General features: G+C 73.5%; 18 protein-coding genes and 1 pseudogene. 10 read left to right on the forward strand and 9 right to left on the reverse strand.

Annotated features, from left to right (window positions below; genetic code table 11):
* Positions 1-144: 144 nt before the first annotated feature.
* Complete coding sequence (locus ACIA79_RS06720; protein WP_399427059.1) at positions 145-723, reverse strand: TetR/AcrR family transcriptional regulator; 579 nt, start codon at positions 721-723, stop codon at positions 145-147.
* A gap of 91 nt (positions 724-814) precedes the next feature.
* On the opposite strand from ACIA79_RS06720, the gene ACIA79_RS06725 reads away from it, so the two are divergent.
* The 4 genes and pseudogenes from ACIA79_RS06725 to ACIA79_RS06740 all read left to right on the forward strand — a co-directional run.
* On the forward strand, positions 815-1,261 hold the full coding sequence (locus ACIA79_RS06725; protein ID WP_399427060.1) for an anthrone oxygenase family protein: 447 nt from the start codon (positions 815-817) through the stop codon (positions 1,259-1,261).
* A 326-nt stretch (positions 1,262-1,587) separates the two neighbouring features.
* On the forward strand, positions 1,588-2,013 hold the full coding sequence (locus tag ACIA79_RS06730; protein WP_399427061.1) for a DUF4267 domain-containing protein: 426 nt from the start codon (positions 1,588-1,590) through the stop codon (positions 2,011-2,013).
* 70 nt (positions 2,014-2,083) lie between these two features.
* A complete protein-coding gene (locus tag ACIA79_RS06735; RefSeq protein ID WP_399427062.1) occupies positions 2,084-2,323 on the forward strand; it encodes a transposase in 240 nt (79 codons plus the stop codon).
* A 231-nt stretch (positions 2,324-2,554) separates the two neighbouring features.
* Positions 2,555-3,085, forward strand: a pseudogene (locus ACIA79_RS06740) (IS5 family transposase); the annotation flags it as partial.
* A 110-nt stretch (positions 3,086-3,195) separates the two neighbouring features.
* Here ACIA79_RS06740 and ACIA79_RS06745 read toward each other — a convergent pair.
* The 5 genes from ACIA79_RS06745 to ACIA79_RS06765 all read right to left on the reverse strand — a co-directional run bounded on the left by ACIA79_RS06745 (position 3,196) and on the right by ACIA79_RS06765 (position 6,657).
* Positions 3,196-3,525: a DUF2516 family protein gene (locus ACIA79_RS06745; RefSeq protein WP_399427063.1), complete on the reverse strand. Its 330-nt coding sequence runs from the start codon at positions 3,523-3,525 to the stop codon at positions 3,196-3,198.
* Positions 3,526-3,642: 117 nt separating this feature from the next.
* A complete protein-coding gene (locus ACIA79_RS06750; protein ID WP_399427064.1) occupies positions 3,643-4,215 on the reverse strand; it encodes a hypothetical protein in 573 nt (190 codons plus the stop codon).
* Positions 4,216-4,244: 29 nt separating this feature from the next.
* Positions 4,245-4,649, reverse strand: a complete 405-nt coding sequence (locus ACIA79_RS06755; RefSeq protein ID WP_399427065.1) for a helix-turn-helix domain-containing protein — start codon at positions 4,647-4,649, stop codon at positions 4,245-4,247.
* Positions 4,650-4,762: 113 nt separating this feature from the next.
* Positions 4,763-5,371 carry a flavodoxin family protein gene (locus ACIA79_RS06760; RefSeq protein ID WP_399427066.1) on the reverse strand — a complete coding sequence of 203 codons (609 nt, stop codon included), beginning with the start codon at positions 5,369-5,371 and terminating at the stop codon, positions 4,763-4,765.
* Positions 5,372-5,463: 92 nt separating this feature from the next.
* Positions 5,464-6,657, reverse strand: coding sequence for a MalY/PatB family protein (locus ACIA79_RS06765; RefSeq protein WP_399427067.1), 1,194 nt, complete (start codon positions 6,655-6,657; stop codon positions 5,464-5,466).
* 185 nt (positions 6,658-6,842) lie between these two features.
* Here ACIA79_RS06765 and ACIA79_RS06770 point away from each other — a divergent pair, with 185 nt between their 5' ends.
* On the forward strand, positions 6,843-7,247 hold the full coding sequence (locus tag ACIA79_RS06770) for a PPOX class F420-dependent oxidoreductase (protein WP_399427068.1): 405 nt from the start codon (positions 6,843-6,845) through the stop codon (positions 7,245-7,247).
* On the opposite strand, the gene ACIA79_RS06775 is transcribed toward ACIA79_RS06770, so the two are convergent.
* The gene (locus ACIA79_RS06775; protein ID WP_399427069.1) at positions 7,231-9,291 is read right to left on the reverse strand and encodes a HelD family protein; all 2,061 of its coding nucleotides are present in this window, start codon (positions 9,289-9,291) and stop codon (positions 7,231-7,233) included. The two genes, ACIA79_RS06770 and ACIA79_RS06775, sit on opposite strands and share 17 nt — an antisense overlap.
* 201 nt (positions 9,292-9,492) lie before the next feature.
* Here ACIA79_RS06775 and ACIA79_RS06780 point away from each other — a divergent pair, with 201 nt between their 5' ends.
* Positions 9,493-10,305, forward strand: a complete 813-nt coding sequence (locus ACIA79_RS06780) for a tRNA-dependent cyclodipeptide synthase (RefSeq protein WP_399427070.1) — start codon at positions 9,493-9,495, stop codon at positions 10,303-10,305.
* The gene (locus ACIA79_RS06785; RefSeq protein ID WP_399427071.1) at positions 10,295-11,527 is read left to right on the forward strand and encodes a cytochrome P450; all 1,233 of its coding nucleotides are present in this window, start codon (positions 10,295-10,297) and stop codon (positions 11,525-11,527) included. The genes ACIA79_RS06780 and ACIA79_RS06785 overlap by 11 nt, the downstream gene beginning before the upstream one ends.
* A gap of 219 nt (positions 11,528-11,746) precedes the next feature.
* Here ACIA79_RS06785 and ACIA79_RS06790 read toward each other — a convergent pair whose 3' ends face one another.
* Complete coding sequence (locus tag ACIA79_RS06790) at positions 11,747-12,358, reverse strand: TetR/AcrR family transcriptional regulator (protein WP_399427072.1); 612 nt, start codon at positions 12,356-12,358, stop codon at positions 11,747-11,749.
* Between the two features lie 111 nt (positions 12,359-12,469).
* On the opposite strand from ACIA79_RS06790, the gene ACIA79_RS06795 reads away from it, so the two are divergent.
* Entirely contained in the window at positions 12,470-13,444 is a 975-nt protein-coding gene (locus ACIA79_RS06795) for a zinc-binding dehydrogenase (protein ID WP_399427138.1), read from the forward strand.
* Positions 13,445-13,783: 339 nt separating this feature from the next.
* Here the strand turns inward: ACIA79_RS06795 and ACIA79_RS06800 are convergent, their stop codons facing one another.
* Complete coding sequence (locus tag ACIA79_RS06800) at positions 13,784-14,536, reverse strand: TetR/AcrR family transcriptional regulator (RefSeq protein ID WP_399427073.1); 753 nt, start codon at positions 14,534-14,536, stop codon at positions 13,784-13,786.
* 93 nt (positions 14,537-14,629) lie between these two features.
* Here ACIA79_RS06800 and ACIA79_RS06805 point away from each other — a divergent pair, with 93 nt between their 5' ends.
* Together ACIA79_RS06805 and ACIA79_RS06810 are read left to right on the forward strand one after the other, a co-directional pair.
* Positions 14,630-15,571, forward strand: coding sequence for an ATP-binding cassette domain-containing protein (locus ACIA79_RS06805; RefSeq protein ID WP_399427074.1), 942 nt, complete (start codon positions 14,630-14,632; stop codon positions 15,569-15,571).
* Complete coding sequence (locus ACIA79_RS06810) at positions 15,564-16,307, forward strand: ABC transporter permease (RefSeq protein ID WP_399427075.1); 744 nt, start codon at positions 15,564-15,566, stop codon at positions 16,305-16,307. The genes ACIA79_RS06805 and ACIA79_RS06810 overlap by 8 nt, the downstream gene beginning before the upstream one ends.
* The last annotated feature ends 5 nt before the right edge of the window (positions 16,308-16,312 follow it).

Raw genomic sequence — 16,312 nt, forward strand, 5'->3', positions numbered from 1 at the left:
GCCTCCGGGGTGGGTGCCCCGTCTGGGTGCGGGGCCCGGCGGTCTGCGGCTGCGCCGTGCGGGCGCGGGTGACCGGAAGCGTGGCCGCAGGCAGGTGGCGGCGGGGCCCGAGGGCCCCGGCTACGTGCCCACCGGGACGGTGTGTCAGACCATGGCGAGCCGGTCCACCAACAGCTCCACCCTCGGCTCAGCGTCCTCGGGCAGCAGGCGGCCCGCTCGGGTCAGGGTGGCCAGGCCGTGCAGGGCCGCCCAGAACGTCTCGGTGAACAGCCCGGGGTGGACGCCGTCGCCGGCGACCTCGGCGAGAGTCTCCAGCAGCGCGGCGAAGGCGTCCTTGAGAGGTTCCGGGGTGTCCTCCTGCGCGTACGCCAGGCCGCCGTCGAGCTGGAACAAGGCGTCGTAGACCGCCGGGTTGCGTGCGGCGAAGTCGAGGTAAGCGCGGGCCAGGGCGGCGACCCGGGCGCGCGGGCCGTCCGCGGCGGAGGTCGCGGCCCGCACCGCCGTGGCCAGTTCGGCGGCCCCCTGAAGGGCGACGGCGCCGATGATCTCGCGCTTGCCTCGGAAGTGGCTGTAGAGGACGGGCTGGCTGTATTCGATGCGCTCGGCGAGCCGGCGGGTGGTGACAGCGTCCCAGCCCTGCTGCTCGGCGAGTTCGCGGGCTGTCGCCACGATGAGGCGCTCGCGGGCCGCCCGTTCGCGCTGCTTGCGTTCCTGTACCGACATGAATCGATCCTAGCATCGCTAGACAATCGGGCGGTGGCAGCATTAGCGTTGCCTCGCCAGCTAGCAATGCTAGTTCAACGGAGGGATCGTCATGCTCAACGCACTCGAGGTCGTCACCACCGTCGCCGTCGGCCTGATGGTGGGGGTGGAGTTCTCCGTCGCCTTCATCATGAACCGGATCCTGGACGCGCTTCCCGAGGACAGCGGCCAGCTCGGCCATGCCCACGGCGGCCGGATGCTCGGCGCCCTGATGCCGTTCTGGTACATCGGCTCGCTCGTCCTCGTCGCGATCTGGGCCGTCGCCGGATGGCACCACGACGGCGCCGGACTCGTCGCCACCGCCGGCGCGCTGCTGATCCTCAGCGTGATCATGTCGATGCTGCTGCTCGTCCCGATCAACAACCGAAACAAGACCTGGACACCCGACAACCGGCCCGCCGACTGGAAGCAGCAGCTGCACCGCTGGGGCCGCTACCACTACGTCCGCGTCGCCGTCATCATCACCGCGTTCGCCCTGCTGGTCGCCGCCCTCGCCTGATACCACCGCTGTCCCGGTATGCACTGGTTCGCCCCTGTATATCAACGGCTTTTGCCCCGTCGGCGTGAGCCCGAGAGGGCTTCGGATTTCTGACCCCGCGGGCCGACGCCGCGCCGGTGGCCGCACAATCCCCACTCCCCGGGCGGCTGCTGACCACCGAAATCCCGGCATCTGGAAATGCAGCTGCCGCTCAGATCCCACAACTGCGATCCCGGCAAGCCACGTCCCTCGATCAGCCGCGTCCGCGCGGCCTGATCAGGCCCCATGCAACACAGCAAGCTCCACGAAGCTCACCAAGCTGACGAAGTCTCGCAAGGAGAAGAACAGTGTCGCTGAAGAAGATCAATACCGTACTGGCCGCCGCCTTCATCCTCTTCATCCTCTGGTTCGGGACGGAGTTCATCCTGAGCCCGGAAACGACGGCGCCGGGCTTCGGCCTGCCGAGCTGGCCGTCCGGCGACGGCGACGGCTTCCTGATCATCAAGGGAATCCGCGACGTCGTCCTGGCCCTGGTCCTGGGCATCCTGCTGGTGACGGGCCACCGCCGGGCGCTGGGCTGGGTGCTGCTGGTGGAGGCCCTCGCCGCGTACGGCGACATGACTACGGTGCTGGCCCACCACGGCTCCGTGGCCACCGCGCTCGGCGTCCACGGCCTGACCGCGACACTGATGGTGGTCAACGGCCTGCTGATCATGCGTGAGACCCGCAACGTCGCGGCCGCTCCGGAAACGCCCGCCCCGCAGCCCGCCTAGCGCGGATCGGGTCGTGATCAATCTGTGGGTTTCGCCCCGTTCCAGGCCCTGGCCCGGTAGACCGTCGTGCGTGACGCGCGCGCAACTGACGGATGAAGAGTGGCAGTTCATCGAGCCGCACCTGCCGATCGGCGAGTACGGCCCGTACCCCAAGACCCTGCGGCAGCAGTTCGAGGGCGTGATCTGGCGGTTCCGGACCGGCGGGCAGTGGCGGGAGATGCCGAGCGAGTTCGGTGCCTGGTCAACCGTCTCCAACCGCTTCCGCCAGTGGCGTGACGCGGGAGTGTTCAAGCCCTGCTGGAGGACCTGATCGCGGAGGCGGCGAAGCGGGGCGAGGTGGACCTGTCCCTGGTCAGCATCGACTCCACCATCACACGCGCCCACCACGACGCCGCCTGGATGCACCTGGGCCAGGAGGTCCTCGCCGCCCTGGAGAAGACCGCCGCCGAAGAGGAGAAGGCCCCGCCAAAGGGGGCAGCCCCGAAGAACAAAGCGGACACGCGGCCGAAGCGGCCCCCGAGCGGGAGGAACGACGACGGGTCCGCCGCCGGCGAAGCTCCGCCTGAAGACCGCCCTCTTGGGACGCTCGCGGGGCGGGCAGACCAGCAAGGTCCACCTCGCCACCGACCGCAGGTGCCGCCCGCTGGCGTTCGTGCTGACCGCCGGACAGGCTGCCGACAGCCCGCAGTTCATCCCCGCCCTGCGGAAGATCCGGGTCCGCGGGCCCGTCGGCCGCCCCCGCACCCGGCCGGACGCCGTCGCCGGGGACAAGGCCTACTCCTCCCGCGGTAATCGCACCCACCTGCGCAAACGCCACATCAAGGCGGTCATCCCGGAGAAGGCCGACCAGGCCGCCAACAGGAAGAGGAAGGGTTCCGGGGGTGGCCGGCCCGTCGGCCACGACGCCGGCCTCTACAAGGAGAGGAACACCGTCGAGCGGCTGATCAACAAGCTCAAGGCATGGCGGGGCGTCGCCACTCGATACGACAAGACCCCGGACAGCTACCTCGCCGGCCTATACCTGCGCGCCTCGATGATCTGGATCAAGGACCTCACCAGAGCGACTCACTGATCACAACCCGATACGCGCCCTAGGCCCTGTGGGGCCGCCGGGCCGCGGACGGTGCGGCACAGCCGCGGGCAGCCCGGGGAGCGGATCCGTGCCGGTGCGACGGCCGCGGGTCAGCGCCCGCCGTTGTAGGGGCCGTAGGGTCCGTCGCTGCTGGAGCCGCCGCGGCGGCCGCCCGACACGTGCCGCAGCGCGGGACGGACGTCGACCATGAACACGATCGACGCGACGAGTCCGGCGAGCTGGAGGAACAGCATGGGGACGAGCAGGTTCACCGCGATCGTGACGCCCAGGATGATCAGCCAGAACGTCTTGGTCTGCTTGTCGGCGGCGCGGTACGCGTCCTCGCGGGCCGTCATGGCGACGACGAAGGCGACCACCGCGATCGCGAGCATGGCCAGGTAGAGCAGGGACAGGAAGGAGCTGAATCCCTCGAGCAACATGCTGAGCACCGCCTCACCAGTGACGTAGGCCGCTGAGGGCCCCTCGCGGCCAAGGTACCCCCACAACGCCTGCCCCGCGCCGAAGGTGCCCGGGGCGAGCGTGTGGGGGCCGGGGACTTACTGGTCGGCCGGCGCGGTGGGCTTCTTCGCCGCGGGCTTGCGGGCCACCGGGGGCTTCTTCGCCGGGGCGGGCTTCTTCGCCCCGGTCTCGGCGCCCGCCGGGGAAGCGGCCGTGGACGCCGACGCGGACGACGGGCCGGCCGGGAAGTCCGGCTCCACCGCCACCGCGATCTCGGTCAGCTCCTCGGCGGCCTCGCCGCGCCACTGCCGCACGGCCTGCTCACCGTGCTCGGCGACGCGCTCGTAGGTCTCCCGCGCCCTGACCGCGTACTCGGCGGCCACGCCGACGCTGCGCAGGGCGAGGTCCTGGGCGGTCTCGCCCAGCTTCTTCAGGTCCGTGTCCAGCGACCCGAGCACCTCGGTGACCTTGGCCTGCGCCTCCTTGGCCTGCGCGGTCACCTTCTCCTGCACGACCTTGGGGTCGGTGTTGCGCACCGCGTCGATCCGCGCCGGCGCCTCCGTCTTGAGCTGCTCGATCAGACCGGGCACCTTCTTGGCCTGCTGCACGGCGAGGTCCGCCGTACCGGCGGCGAAGTAGAGGGGCGTACGCAGTTCTTCGATGATGGCCACTGTGGGTCCTCCGGGAGGGGTCGCGGATGTCAGTCGTCGGTTGAGGTGCCGTCCTCGGTGATGTCATCGGCGCCTCTGGTCTCCGCATCGAGCCCGTTCTCCTTGCGGAAGGAGTCGTAGATCTGGAGCAGCACCTGCTTCTGCCGCTCGTTGATCGACGGATCGGCGACGATCACGGCACGCGTCTCCAGCTCCTCGCGCTCCCGCTCCTCGAGGATCCCGGCTCGTACGTACAGCGTCTCGGCGGAGATCCGCAGCGCCTTGGCGACCTGCTGCAGCACCTCCGCGCTGGGCTTGCGCAGCCCGCGCTCGATCTGGCTCAGATACGGATTGGACACCCCGGCGGCATCGGCGAGCTGCCGCAGGGACAGCTGCGCGGTGCGCCGCTGCTCGCGGAGGTACTCACCGAGATTGCCGACGTTGAGTGATGCCATGCCACCGATGCTGCACCACCCTGCTAACTATTGCAAGCAAATGCTTGCTGGTGTGTTGCACCTCGCACGCCCGCCGGTGTGCCCGTTTCCGCCCCTTCCCCGGCCGCGCTGCCTCACGCCTCCCCGTCGTGCGGGAAGCGCGCGAGCGGGGCGTCGCGCTGGAAGAAGGTCTTCGCGCGGATCAACGCCCGCTCGTCGGCCCGCACCTGGCCCGGACGGGAGCCGTTGCCGAGGAGCACCCCGCCGAACCGCATCCCCAGGTAGGCCGCCGTGTGGTTCAGGGTGGTGACCAGCCCCTCGGCCCGGGCCTCGCCGCGGTCCGCCATGACCGTCACGCCCCACAGCGTGCGGCCCGCCATGCGCTGCTTGAAGTCGGAGCCGGGGACCGTCAGCCAGCCCGACCAGTAGTCGAGGTAGCGCTTGGTGTGCGCGGACAGCGAGTACCAGTACAGGGGCGAGGCGATGACGATGTCGGTGGCCTCCAGGGTGGCCTGCCGCAGCGTCTCCTCGGGCTCCGCCGCCTGCCACGCCTCGCTCTCGTGGCGCCCGTCCTGGAAGTCGGGCAGCGGCACCCGGGCCAGGTCGATCCAGCGCTGCGGGACGTCCGCCGGCAACTGCTCGGCGGCGGCCCGGGCGAGTATCTCCGTGTTGCCGTCGCTGCGGGAGCTGCCGAGGACGAAGAGGAACGAGCGGTCCGGGCCGGGGGTGGTGTCGCTGGTCATGTGTGCTCCGGTCTCGGCCCCGGGGTCACCCGGGGCGGTCGGTGAGGTACCGGCTCCAACTCCCGGGCCCGGCCCGGCTATTCCGCGTCCGGTCAGGTCAGTGCCGCCGCCATGCGCCGCACCGCCTCGGTGAGCAGCTCCGGCGAGGCCGCCAGGTTGAGCCGGACGTGCCCGGCGCCGCCCGTGCCGAACGCCGTGCCGGAGACCAGCGCGACCCGGCCGCGCTCGAGGAAGAAGGCGGCGGGGTCGGCGCCGCCGAGGTCGAGGGCGCGGCAGTCCAGCCAGGCGAGGTACGTCGCCTCGCCCGGGCGGTGGGAGACGCCGGGCAGGTGCCGGGCCAACAGGTCCGCGAACAGGCGCCGGTTGGCGTCGAGCCCCGCGAGCAGGGCGTCGAGCCAGCCGGTCCCCTCGCGCAGGGCGACGGTGTGCGCCATCACGCCCAGGTGGCTCGGGCCGTGGCTCACCTCCTCCGGCAGGCGTGCCAGGTCGCCGGCGGCCGCCGGTCCGAAGACCGCGAGGGCCGCCTTGAGCCCGGCGAGGTTCCACGCCTTGGACGCCGACATGAGGGACATGCCGTTCTCCGCGCCCGGCACGCTCAGGTACGGCACGAAGGCCGACCCGCCGGCCACGATCGGGGCGTGGATCTCGTCCGCCACGACCCGTACGCCGTGGCGGCCGGCCAGGGCGGCGACCGCGGAGAGCTCCTCGGCGGTGTGCAGCGTGCCGGTCGGGTTGTGCGGGCTGCACAGCAGGTACGCGGCCCGCCGCCCGCCCGCCGTGACCCGGCCGAACGCCTCGTCCAGCGCGGCGAGGTCGATGCGCAGGCCGGCGCCGAGGGGCACCTCGACGACGCGCCGGCCCAGGTGCGTCACGAACTGGTAGAACGGCGGGTAGACGGGGTTGTTGACGACGACCGCGTCGCCGGGGCCGGTGACGAGCTTCAGCAGCTCCACGGCGCCGAGCATCACGTCGGGCACCAGGGCCGTACGCTCCACGGCCACGCCGTCCCAGCCCCAGCGCTTCACGGCGAACTCCGCGAGCGCCTCGGCGTACCCCGTGCCGGCCGGATAGCCGGTGTCGCCGAGCGAGATCGCCTCGTGGAGCGCCCGCGCGACGGGCTCCGCCAGGGGTACGTCCATCTCGGCGACCCACAGTGGCAGCACGTCCTCGGGATGCGCGCGCCACTTGACGCTGGTGCGCCGGCGGAGCCGGTCGAGGGAGAGCACACGCAGCGGGTTCGGTACCGGTTCGCCGGGTGCGGCGTACGCCTGCGGTATGTCGGCCATGGGCACACCGTAGGCCGCGCACCGCGGGGAAGCACCCCCGCCTGCCCCGTCCGGGCCGCGGCTCCGCGGGCAGGCGGGCGCAACCCGGCCCGGGACGGGTGCAGGCAGCGGGAATTCCCGTACGGGGGCGGTGTGTTGGGGCGTACGGAGAACCGTGCACCGCGACCCGAACGGAGACCGCGACCGTGGCAGCCACCCTCCCGGAGCAGCTCAAGAAGTTCATCGACGAGGCCAAGGCGTTCGCCACCGTGGCGACGGTCCTGCCCGACGGGCAGCCGCACCTGACGGTCGTCTGGATCAAGCGCGACGGCGAGGACCTGCTGTTCTCCACCACCGCGCAGCGCCTGCAGGGCAGGAACCTCGCCCGCGACCCGCGGATCACCGTGATGATCAATCCGCCCGACGACCCGTACACGTACGCTGCCGTCCGCGGCGCCGCCACCCTCACGCCGGACCCGGACGGGAAGCTCGCGGACGAGCTGTCGTACAAGTACACGGGCCAGGACTTCGCCTCCTACCTGCAGGGCAGGGCGGACGGCGACCGCGTCGTCGTGCGGGTGACCCCGGCCAGGATCACCGGGCGCTTCTGAGGCCGGCCGGGGCGAGTCCCGGCGGCAGCTCACCGGTGTGCAGGACGTCCAGGCGGGAGACCGCCCGGGTGAGCACGACGTAGAGGCGGTGCGCGCCGCGCGGTTCGGCCGCCACGATGCCGGCGGGCTCGGCGACCACGACGTGGTCGTACTCCAGGCCCGTCGCCAGGACCGCCGGCACGACGGTGACGCGGGCGTCCGGCCCGTCCGGCTCCTCACCCGGTGCGCCCGTGCCGATCCCCGCCCGGGTGAGCGCCTCGCGCAGCAGCGCGGCCGTCGGAACGGCGGCGATCACGCCGATCGAGCCCTCCCGGGCGAGCGCGGCCCGTACCGCCCCGACCGCCGCCGCCGCGAGACCGGCGGACGGCACCCGGCGGACGGTCACCTCGCCCCCGGCCCGCAGCGACCGGGGCCGCGGCACGTCGACGTCCAGGGTGGCGAGCAGCCCGCCGGCCAGCTCCATGACGTTCGCCGGGACGCGGTACCCGGCGGTCAGGGGCACCACGGGCGCCGACGGCTTGCCCAGGTGCGCCAGTTGCGCGGCCCACCCGCGGGCGGCCCACGGCGTGGTGCCCTGCGCGAGGTCGCCCAGCACGGTGAGCGATCCGGAGCGGGCCCGGCGGGCGATGGCGCGGCACTGCATCGGCGACAGGTCCTGCGCCTCGTCGACGACGATGTGGCCGTAGCCCTCGGGGCGTTCGACGAGCCCCGCGAGCTCGTCCAGCAGCACCAGGTCCGCCGCCGTCCACCGCGCCGAGCGGTACGAGCGCGGCGGCTTCGCCCAGCGCAGAGCGGCCCGCTCGCCGGGGGTCAGCGCCGCGTCGCGCGGATCGGCCAGCAGTTCCGCCAGCACCTCCTCGGGCGTCACCCTGGGCCAGCACGCGTCGACGAACGCCGACACCGCCCGGGTCCGTCCGGTCCTGCGCACCCACGCGTCGCTCCGCGGCCCGGCGCGGCGCTCGGCCTGCGCCTGCACCGCCCGCACCACCCGGCTGCGCACCCGCTCGCGCCCCACCGCGTACGGCGGTGCCTCGGCCAGTACGTCCCCGACGATGCGCTCCAGCTCGGCCACCGGCACCCGCCACCGGTACGAGCCGTCCGGCACGGCGAGCGGCTCGGCGGGGCGGGTGACGCGTCCGTACAGTGCCCGGCGCAGGACGTCCGCCATGCGGGCGTCGTGCTTGAGGGCCTCGGCCTCCGGGGAGTCGTACGCCCTCACCTCGTGCCCCCGCGCGACCTCCTCCTCGACCGTCGACTGGCGGACCTCCGACTCGCCGAGCGCGGGCAGCACTTCGGCGATGTACGACAGGAACGCGCGGTTCGGCCCGAGGAACAGCAGCCCGCCGCGGCGCATGCGGTGCGGGTAGGTGTAGAGCAGGTAGGCGGCCCGGTGCAGTCCGACGGCCGTCTTGCCGGTGCCGGGCGCCCCCTGCACGCAGACGGAGCCGGCCGGGTCGGCCCGTACGAGGTCGTCCTGCTCGGGCTGGAGGGTGGCGGCGATGTCCCGCATGGGCCCCACGCGGGGCCGCTCGATCTCCCCGGCGAGGATCGCGCTCGCGCCGCGGACGCCCGTCGGGCCGGCCGCCCCCGGCTCGGCCGTGACCAGGTGCTCGTCCTCCAGGCCCGTCAGGTCCGCCGGGTCGCCGTCGCTGTGGGGCGCCCAGCCGAACCGCCGCCGTACGCGCACGCCCTGCGGGTCGCGGGTGCTCGCCTGGTAGAAGGTGCGCGCGACGGGGGCGCGCCAGTCGACGACGAGCGGCGGGGCCGCGGGGTGCTCCCCGATACGGCGGCGGCCGATGTAGTGGCGCCGGCCGTCCGCCAGCTCGAGCCGGCCGAAGAAGAGCGGGCCCGGCCGCTCCTCGCGCAGCTCCTTGGCGCGGCTGCGCAGCCGGTGGCCGAGGACCTCGGCGTCCGCGCCCGACGCGGAGACGTCCTCACCGGTGACGACGTGGTGGGCGGCGCCCTCGACCATGCGGGCCAGGGCTGCGCGGCAGGTGTCGTGGTAGGTCCGTTCCGTGCTCAGTTCATGGTCGAGTGACGTCATTCCACCGAGGATAACGCAACCGAGTAACATTTTTAACCGAGCCTCAAGATGGCGGAATCATGAATTCCAGGCGTCCGGAAATCGACGCGCCTCGGCCTTCGTTGACACTCTCCGTGGTCGGAAGCTAACTTCACGGCGTCGTCGCCACACCGGGAGCACGAGGCTCCTCAGGGACTAGCGACGCGAAGGACTTCCTTCCAGTTGACGACTGAGACCGTCTTCGCGATTCAGCCCTTCACTCCCCCGGACACGGACACGGGCAGGGACACCGCTGCCGGACTCTTCACCGTCCGGCCCTACACCGCCCACTGCCGGGTGATCCACGCCGAGGGCGCCCACGCCGTGATCGGCGTGTCACCCGGCAACAGCTACTTCTCCGCCCGGCGCGTCACCGATCTGGCCTGCTGGGGCGTCGCCCGCTTCGACCAGGTGGACTTCGTCTACACCGACCTCCACGTGGCGGAGATGTACGAGGCGTCCGGCTACACCGCCGACGACGCCCGCCGCAAAGCCGTCAAGAACCTGCGCGGCGTGCGCGCCAAGGTCACCGGAGCCGTCGCGGCCGTCGACCCCGGGGGCCGGCGCCTGCGCGCCCACCCCATGTCGGCGTTCCTGGACAACCCGGCGTACCGGGACATCCACCGGCACCTGCAGGACCGGCTGGAGACGGACGCGGACTTCCGTGCGACCTGCAACGCGCTCGTGGACACCTTCCTCTCCTCCAAGGGCCTGGACGGGAAGGCCCCCACGGCCCGGCAGCGCGAGGTGTGCGTGGAGTACGTCTGCGCCGAGGCCCCGCTGTTCCTGGACACCCCCGCCATCCTCGGCGTGCCGTCGTCCGTCAACTGCTACCACCAGCTGCTGCCGATGGCCGAGCTGCTCTACTCGCGCGGCTCCGGCCTGCGCGCCTCCCGCAACCAGGGCCACGCCATCGTGACCCCCGCAGCACGCGCCGAGCGCGCGGAACACGCACCGGGCGCGGTACGCGCCGAAGGAGAGACCGATGTCCGCTGAGACGCTTCCGACGCTTCGGACCCCGCAGGCGCCCGGAACGCCGCCCGGCGAGCTGCCGGACTTCCCCTTCTCCTGGCGCGGCGACCGACTTCCCGCCGAGATCGAGGACTTGCGCAAGGAGCCGGTCAAGCGGGTGCGCACCATCGCCGGCGACCCCGCGTGGCTGGTGTCCTCCCACGCCCTGTGCAAGCAGGTCCTGGAGGACCGCAGGTTCAGCCTGAAGGACACCTCGGCACCCGGTGTGCCCCGGCAGTACGCCCTGACGATCCCGCCGGAGGTCGTCAACAACATGGGCAACATCACCGGCGCCGGCCTGCGCAAGGCGGTGCTGAAGGCGCTGAACCCGAAGGCGCCCGGACTGGTGGAGTGGATGCGGTCGGCCGCCGCCGACCTGGTCGACCGCATCCTCGCCGACGGCGCCCCGGCGGACCTGCGCGGGCAGTTCACCGACCCGTACTCGGCAGCCATGCACTGCCACATCCTCGGCATCCCGCAGGCGGACGCACCCCGCCTGATGAGGAGCCTGGACATCGCGTTCATGAACTCCGCATGCCCCGTCACCGGCGCGAAGCTCAACTGGGACCGGGACATCGCGTACATGGTCGACCGCCTGGACGATCCGTCCACCACCGGTCTGATGGCCGAACTCGCGGCACTGCGCGGGGACCCGGAGTACGACCACCTCACCGACGAGATGCTGGCGACCGTCGGCGTGACCATGTTCGGCGCGGGCGTCATCTCCACCGCCGGCTTCCTCACCATGGCCCTGGTGTCGCTCATCCAGCACCCGGAGCTGAAGGCCGAACTCCTCGCCGACCGCGGGAAGATCCCCGCGGCCGTCGACGAACTCCTGCGCATCAACCTCTCCATCGGCGACGGCCTGCCGCGCCTCGCGCTGGAGGACGTCACCCTCGGGGACGTGGAGGTGAAGAAGGGCGAGCTCGTGCTGGTGCTGGTCGAAGGCGCCAACTTCGACCCCGAGGCCTTCCGCGACCCGCACACCGTGGACCTGGCGCGGGAGAACAACACCGCGCACCTGTCCTTCGGCGGCGGGCAGCACTACTGCCCGGCGACCGCGCTGGGCAAGAAGCACGCGGAGATCGCCCTGGAGACGCTGCTCGACCGGATGCCCGGCCTGGACCTGGCCGTGCCCGTCGCCCAACTGGTCTGGCGGACCGGGTTCATGAAGCGCATCCCGGAGCGGCTGCCCGTGCTCTGGTAGCCGCTCCGGGAACGGGACGAGGCCCACCGGGACCCGGTGGCGCCCATCCGGTCCCGGTGAAGACCTACCCGGGCCCGGTGAAGGCCCATCCGGGCCCGGTGAAGGCACGCCGGTCCCGGTGGACCGCACCCGGCCCCGGTGAAAGCGCGCCGGGCTCCGGTGCAGGCGCGTCCGGCAAGGCCACCTGTCCGCCGCCCTCCGTCCGGGGCGGCGGTCGGGTCACGTCAGGGCCCCGGACAGCCCCTCCGCGAGCTGCCGGAACGCCAGATCCGCGGCGGCCACCGCGTCCGGCTCGACCGCGTCCGCCGCCTCGCCCGCCTCGATCCGCCGCCAGTTGTCCTCCGCCAGGATCCGCTGGACGGCGACGATCTGGCCCGCCGCGAGCCGCGCCGCCACTCCGCCCCCGAGCGCCCGGCCCAACGCGCCCTCGGACGCGCCCTGGTACGCGTACAACCGCGCCACCAGGCTCGGCGTCCCGTACAGCAGCCGGTGGAAGGCGAGCACCGGCGGCTCGTCGCAGAGCCCGGTCACCGGGTCGCGGCGCGCGAGCCCGTCGCGGAAGTGGCCGTGCAGCGCGTCGAGCGGGGCGGTGCCCGCGGGCCGGCTCCGGACGACGCGCGCCGCCTCGTCCCGGTGGTCGGCGAACCGGTGCAGGACGAGGTCCTCCTTGGCGGGGAAGTACCGGAACAGCGTCGGCTTGGAGACGTCGGCCGCCGCCGCGACCTCCGCCACCGACACCCGGTCGAAGCCCTTGTCCAGGAAGAGGGCGATCGCGGCCTCCGAGATCGCCTCGTACGTCTGCCGCTTCTTGCGTTCGCGCAACCCGCTCATGCCGCCGAGCCTACGCACCCGTTGACCTCAAGTCCGCTTGACGTTCCAGACTCGGACCCGCGGGCGCCGGAGGGACCGGAACACGCCCGCGCACGGAGGGGTGTGAACGTGATGCGCGTGACGCGGGCGATGAGGTTCGGCGGTCCGGAGGTCCTGGTCCCGGGCGAGGCCCCGGAGCCGGTGGCGGGTCCCGGGCAGGTGGTCCTGGACGTCGCCGCGGTGGACACGCTCTTCGTGGAGACCCAGGTGCGGTCCGGGTGGGGCGGGGAGTACTTCCCGGTCGAGCCGCCGTACGTCCCGGGCGGCGGCGTGGCCGGTACGGTCCGGGCCGCCGGCGCGGGCGTCGACGAGGCGGCGTGGGCCGGGCGGCGGGTGATCGCCTCCCTCGGCTTCACCGGCGGGTACGCCGAGCGCGCCGTCGCTCCCGCCTCGGCTCTGACGCCGGTACCGGACGGCCTCGCCCTCGACGAGGCCGCGGCCCTCGTCCACGACGGCGTCACGGCGATGGCGCTGCTGGACGCCACGGAGCTGAAGCCCGGCGAGACGGTGCTGGTCGTCGGCGCGTCCGGCGGGATGGGCACCGTGCTGGTGCAGCTGGCCAAGGCCCTGGGCGCCCGGGTCGTCGGCACCGCCCGCGGGGAGGGCAAGGCCGCGCTCGTACGGGAGCTGGGGGCCGACGCGGTGGTGGACGCGAGCGCCCCCGACTGGCCCGCGCGCGTCCGGGAGGCGATCGGCCCGGGCGGCGCGGACGTCGTCCTGGACGGCGTGGGCGGCCGGGTCGGCGCGGCGGCGTATCCGCTCGTGGCGGACGGCGGGCGGTTCTCCGCGCACGGCGCGCCCACCGGCGGCTTCGCCCCGGTCGACCCGGCCGCGGCGGAGGGGCGCGGGGTGCGGCTGCTGGGCATCGGCGACGTCCAGCTGGCGGACGACGCCCACGTCCGGCTGGCGGAGCGGGCGCTGGCGGAGGCGGCGGCCGGGCGCCTGCGCCCGGTGATCGGCGCGGCCTTCCCGCTGGAGCGGGCCGCGGACGCCCACGCGGCGATCGAGTCGCGGAACCTGGTCGGCAAGGTGGTGCTCACGGTCTGACCCCGGCAGCGGCGGACGGCCCCACCGCACGGTGCGGCGGCCGCGCGGAGGGGCGGGGCATGCGACGCGACGGCCCGGTCCACGGTCCGGCGGCCCGGCTCGCGGCGCGCCGGGCGGGCTCGCGGTCCGGCGGGCGGGCTCGCGGTCCGGCGGGCGGGCTCGCCGGCGGCAAGTTCGGCGGCGGGTCGTACGCCGCGCGCTTCTGGTTCATGTGGGACGACCTGCTGAACGGCGCGCTCGGAGCGGTCGTGCTCGTGGACACGCGGCGCCTGCGCGGCGCGGCGGGGCGGTCCGGCCCGCGGGCGCGCGGACCCGCCCCGGTTCACGCCCCCCGCGGGTTCACCGCGCCGTGCGGTCCACCAGGACCTCGATCCCGTCCAGCAGCCGCTCCAGCCCGAAGCGGAACTCGTCGTCGGGGCCGTCCACGCGGTCGATCACCCCCGCGTCCAGCGTCTTCGCGAGCGCCGGGAAGCGCTCGGGGTCGGCGAGCCGCCGCAGCGTGCGGGCGTAGCGGCCCATGAGGGCGCCGGGGGCCTCGCCGGTCGCCCGCATCGCCGCGTCGAGGTCGGCCCGCAGCCCGGCCTCGCTGCGCACGAAGCTGCTGACCAGCAGGACCACCGAGGTCTTGCTGCCCTCGTCGAGCCCCGTGCCGGCGAGGGCGGCCAGGCCCCGGTCCCACCAGGCCACCGAGTTCGGGGTGGCGGGCGGCCCCGAGATCGGTACGTGCAGCGCCCACAGGTGGTGCTGGAACGCCTCCCGCTGCGCCCGGGCCCACCCGGCGAGCGCCTCACGCCAGCCGGTGCCCGGCGCGGGCGGGGGCGGCGGGGCACCGATGGCCGTGTCGAACATCAGCAGGTACAGCTCGTCCTTGGCGGCGACGTACCGGTACAGGGACATCGTCGATGCCCCGAGCTCCTTGGCGACGCGGCCCATGGAGACGGCCGCGAGCCCTTCGGCGGCGGCGACGGACACCGCCGCGTCCACGATGCCCCGGAGACTCAGGCCGGGCCGCGGCCCCTTGGCGGCGCGTTCGCGCAGGCCCCAGGCGGCCTCGATGCTCGCCGGCAGTCCCGTGCCGTCGTCGGTCGTCATGAGCCGGCGCCTCCTTCTGCTTGACGCCCATCCTAGTAATGCGTAACCCTTACGCAGTAACGCGTATGGCATACGCAGAAGGGGGAGTCACCCATGCACGCACCGCCGGCCGTCGAGGCCACGGGTCTGCGCAAGACCTACCGCCACGTTCCGGTGCTCGACGGCATCGACCTGCGCGTCGAGCGCGGCACCGTCTTCGCCCTGCTCGGCCCCAACGGCGCCGGCAAGACCACCACCGTCCGCGTCCTGGCCACCCTGACCGCCCCGGACGGCGGCCGGGCCCGCGTCGCCGGACACGACGTGGTCGCCGACCGCGCCCGCGTACGCCGTGCGATCAGCCTGACCGGGCAGTTCGCCGCGGTCGACGACGACCAGACGGGCGAGGAGAACCTGCGCGTGATGGCCCGGCTCACCGGGCTGCCCCGCGCCGCGGCCGCCCGCCGCGCCGGCGAACTCCTGGAGCGCTTCGGCCTCACCGACGCGCGCCACCGCCTCGCCGCCACGTACTCCGGCGGCATGCGCCGGCGCCTGGACCTGGCCGCGGGCCTGCTCGGCGAGCCCGAGGTGCTCTTCCTGGACGAGCCGACGACCGGCCTCGACCCCCGCAGCCGCCGGCAGCTGTGGGAGGTGGTGCGGGAGGTGGCGGACCGCGGCACGACGGTCTTCCTCACCACCCAGTACCTGGAGGAGGCCGACCGGCTCGCGGACCGCGTCGCCGTCATGGACCGCGGCCGCATCGTCGCCGAGGGCACCGTCCCCGAACTCAAGGGCCGCCTCTCGGACCACCGCCTCGACCTGGTCCTCGCCGACCGGGAGACCTATCTTCGCCTGGCGCCCCGCGCGGTCCACCACGACCCCGAGGCGCTCACCCTCGGCATCCCGACGGACGGCAGCGCTCCGCACGTCCGCGCCCTGCTCGACGAACTGGACCCCACGGGCACCGGCATCACCCGCTTCGCCCTGCGCACCGCCACCCTCGACGACGTCTTCCTCGCCCTCACCGGCACCGACGGCAAGGAGCCGGCCCGTGTCTGACGCGCTCACCCTGATCGGCCGCGGCATCCGCCTCAGCCGCCGCAACACCGACGCCCTGATCACCGCGCTCGCGCTGCCGATCATGCTGATGCTGATCTTCGTGTACTTCTTCGGCGGCGCCATCGAGACCGGCACGCGCTACGTCACGTACGTCGTCCCCGGCGTGCTGCTGCTCTGCGCCGGCTTCGGCGCCGCCGGCACCGCCGTGCGCGTCAGCGACGACATGAAGGGCGGCATCATCGACCGGTTGCGCTCCCTGGACGTGGGCGCCGTCCCGATTTTGGCGGGGCACGTGGGCGCGAGCCTCGCCCGCAACCTGATGTCGACGGGCCTCGTCCTCGGCGTCGCCTTCCTCATCGGCTTCCGCCCCGCGGCCTCCGCCGCCGGCTGGCTCGCCGCGCTCGGCCTGCTGTTCGCCTTCATCCTCGCCATCTCCTGGCTGTCCGCGGCCATCGGACTGGTGGCCCGCACCCCCGAGGCCGCCGGCGGCTTCACCTTCTTCATGATGTTCCTGCCCTACCCGAGCAGCGCGTTCGTCCCCATCGACACCATGCCGGGCTGGCTGCACGGCTTCGCCGGCCACCAGCCCGTCACCCCGGTCATCGAGTCGCTGCGCGCCCTGCTGCTCGGCCGGCCGGCGGGCGACGCCCCCTGGATCGCGCTCGCCTGGTGCGCCGGGCTTCTGGCGCTGGGCATCGCCGTCTCCGGCACGCTGTTCCGCGTCCGTACGCGCTGACGCGC

The organism is Streptomyces sp. NPDC051310, assembly GCF_044455245.1.
In the GTDB taxonomy this organism is placed as follows: Bacteria; Actinomycetota; Actinomycetes; order Streptomycetales; family Streptomycetaceae; genus Streptomyces.

Bases quoted from the DNA above. Each gene is read 5' to 3' on its own strand.
- ACIA79_RS06795 (WP_399427138.1), top strand. From the start codon at position 12,470: ATGCGCGTGACGCGGGCGATGAGGTTCGGCGGTCCGGAGGTCCTGGTC.
- ACIA79_RS06790 (WP_399427072.1), bottom strand. From the start codon at position 12,358: ATGAGCGGGTTGCGCGAACGCAAGAAGCGGCAGACGTACGAGGCGATC.
- ACIA79_RS06755 (WP_399427065.1), bottom strand. From the start codon at position 4,649: ATGGCATCACTCAACGTCGGCAATCTCGGTGAGTACCTCCGCGAGCAG.
- ACIA79_RS06745 (WP_399427063.1), bottom strand. From the start codon at position 3,525: ATGTTGCTCGAGGGATTCAGCTCCTTCCTGTCCCTGCTCTACCTGGCC.
- ACIA79_RS06775 (WP_399427069.1), bottom strand. From the start codon at position 9,291: ATGACGTCACTCGACCATGAACTGAGCACGGAACGGACCTACCACGAC.
- ACIA79_RS06805 (WP_399427074.1), top strand. From the start codon at position 14,630: ATGCACGCACCGCCGGCCGTCGAGGCCACGGGTCTGCGCAAGACCTAC.
- ACIA79_RS06765 (WP_399427067.1), bottom strand. From the start codon at position 6,657: ATGGCCGACATACCGCAGGCGTACGCCGCACCCGGCGAACCGGTACCG.
- ACIA79_RS06725 (WP_399427060.1), top strand. From the start codon at position 815: ATGCTCAACGCACTCGAGGTCGTCACCACCGTCGCCGTCGGCCTGATG.
- ACIA79_RS06760 (WP_399427066.1), bottom strand. From the start codon at position 5,371: ATGACCAGCGACACCACCCCCGGCCCGGACCGCTCGTTCCTCTTCGTC.
- ACIA79_RS06785 (WP_399427071.1), top strand. From the start codon at position 10,295: ATGTCCGCTGAGACGCTTCCGACGCTTCGGACCCCGCAGGCGCCCGGA.
- ACIA79_RS06720 (WP_399427059.1), bottom strand. From the start codon at position 723: ATGTCGGTACAGGAACGCAAGCAGCGCGAACGGGCGGCCCGCGAGCGC.
- ACIA79_RS06800 (WP_399427073.1), bottom strand. From the start codon at position 14,536: ATGACGACCGACGACGGCACGGGACTGCCGGCGAGCATCGAGGCCGCC.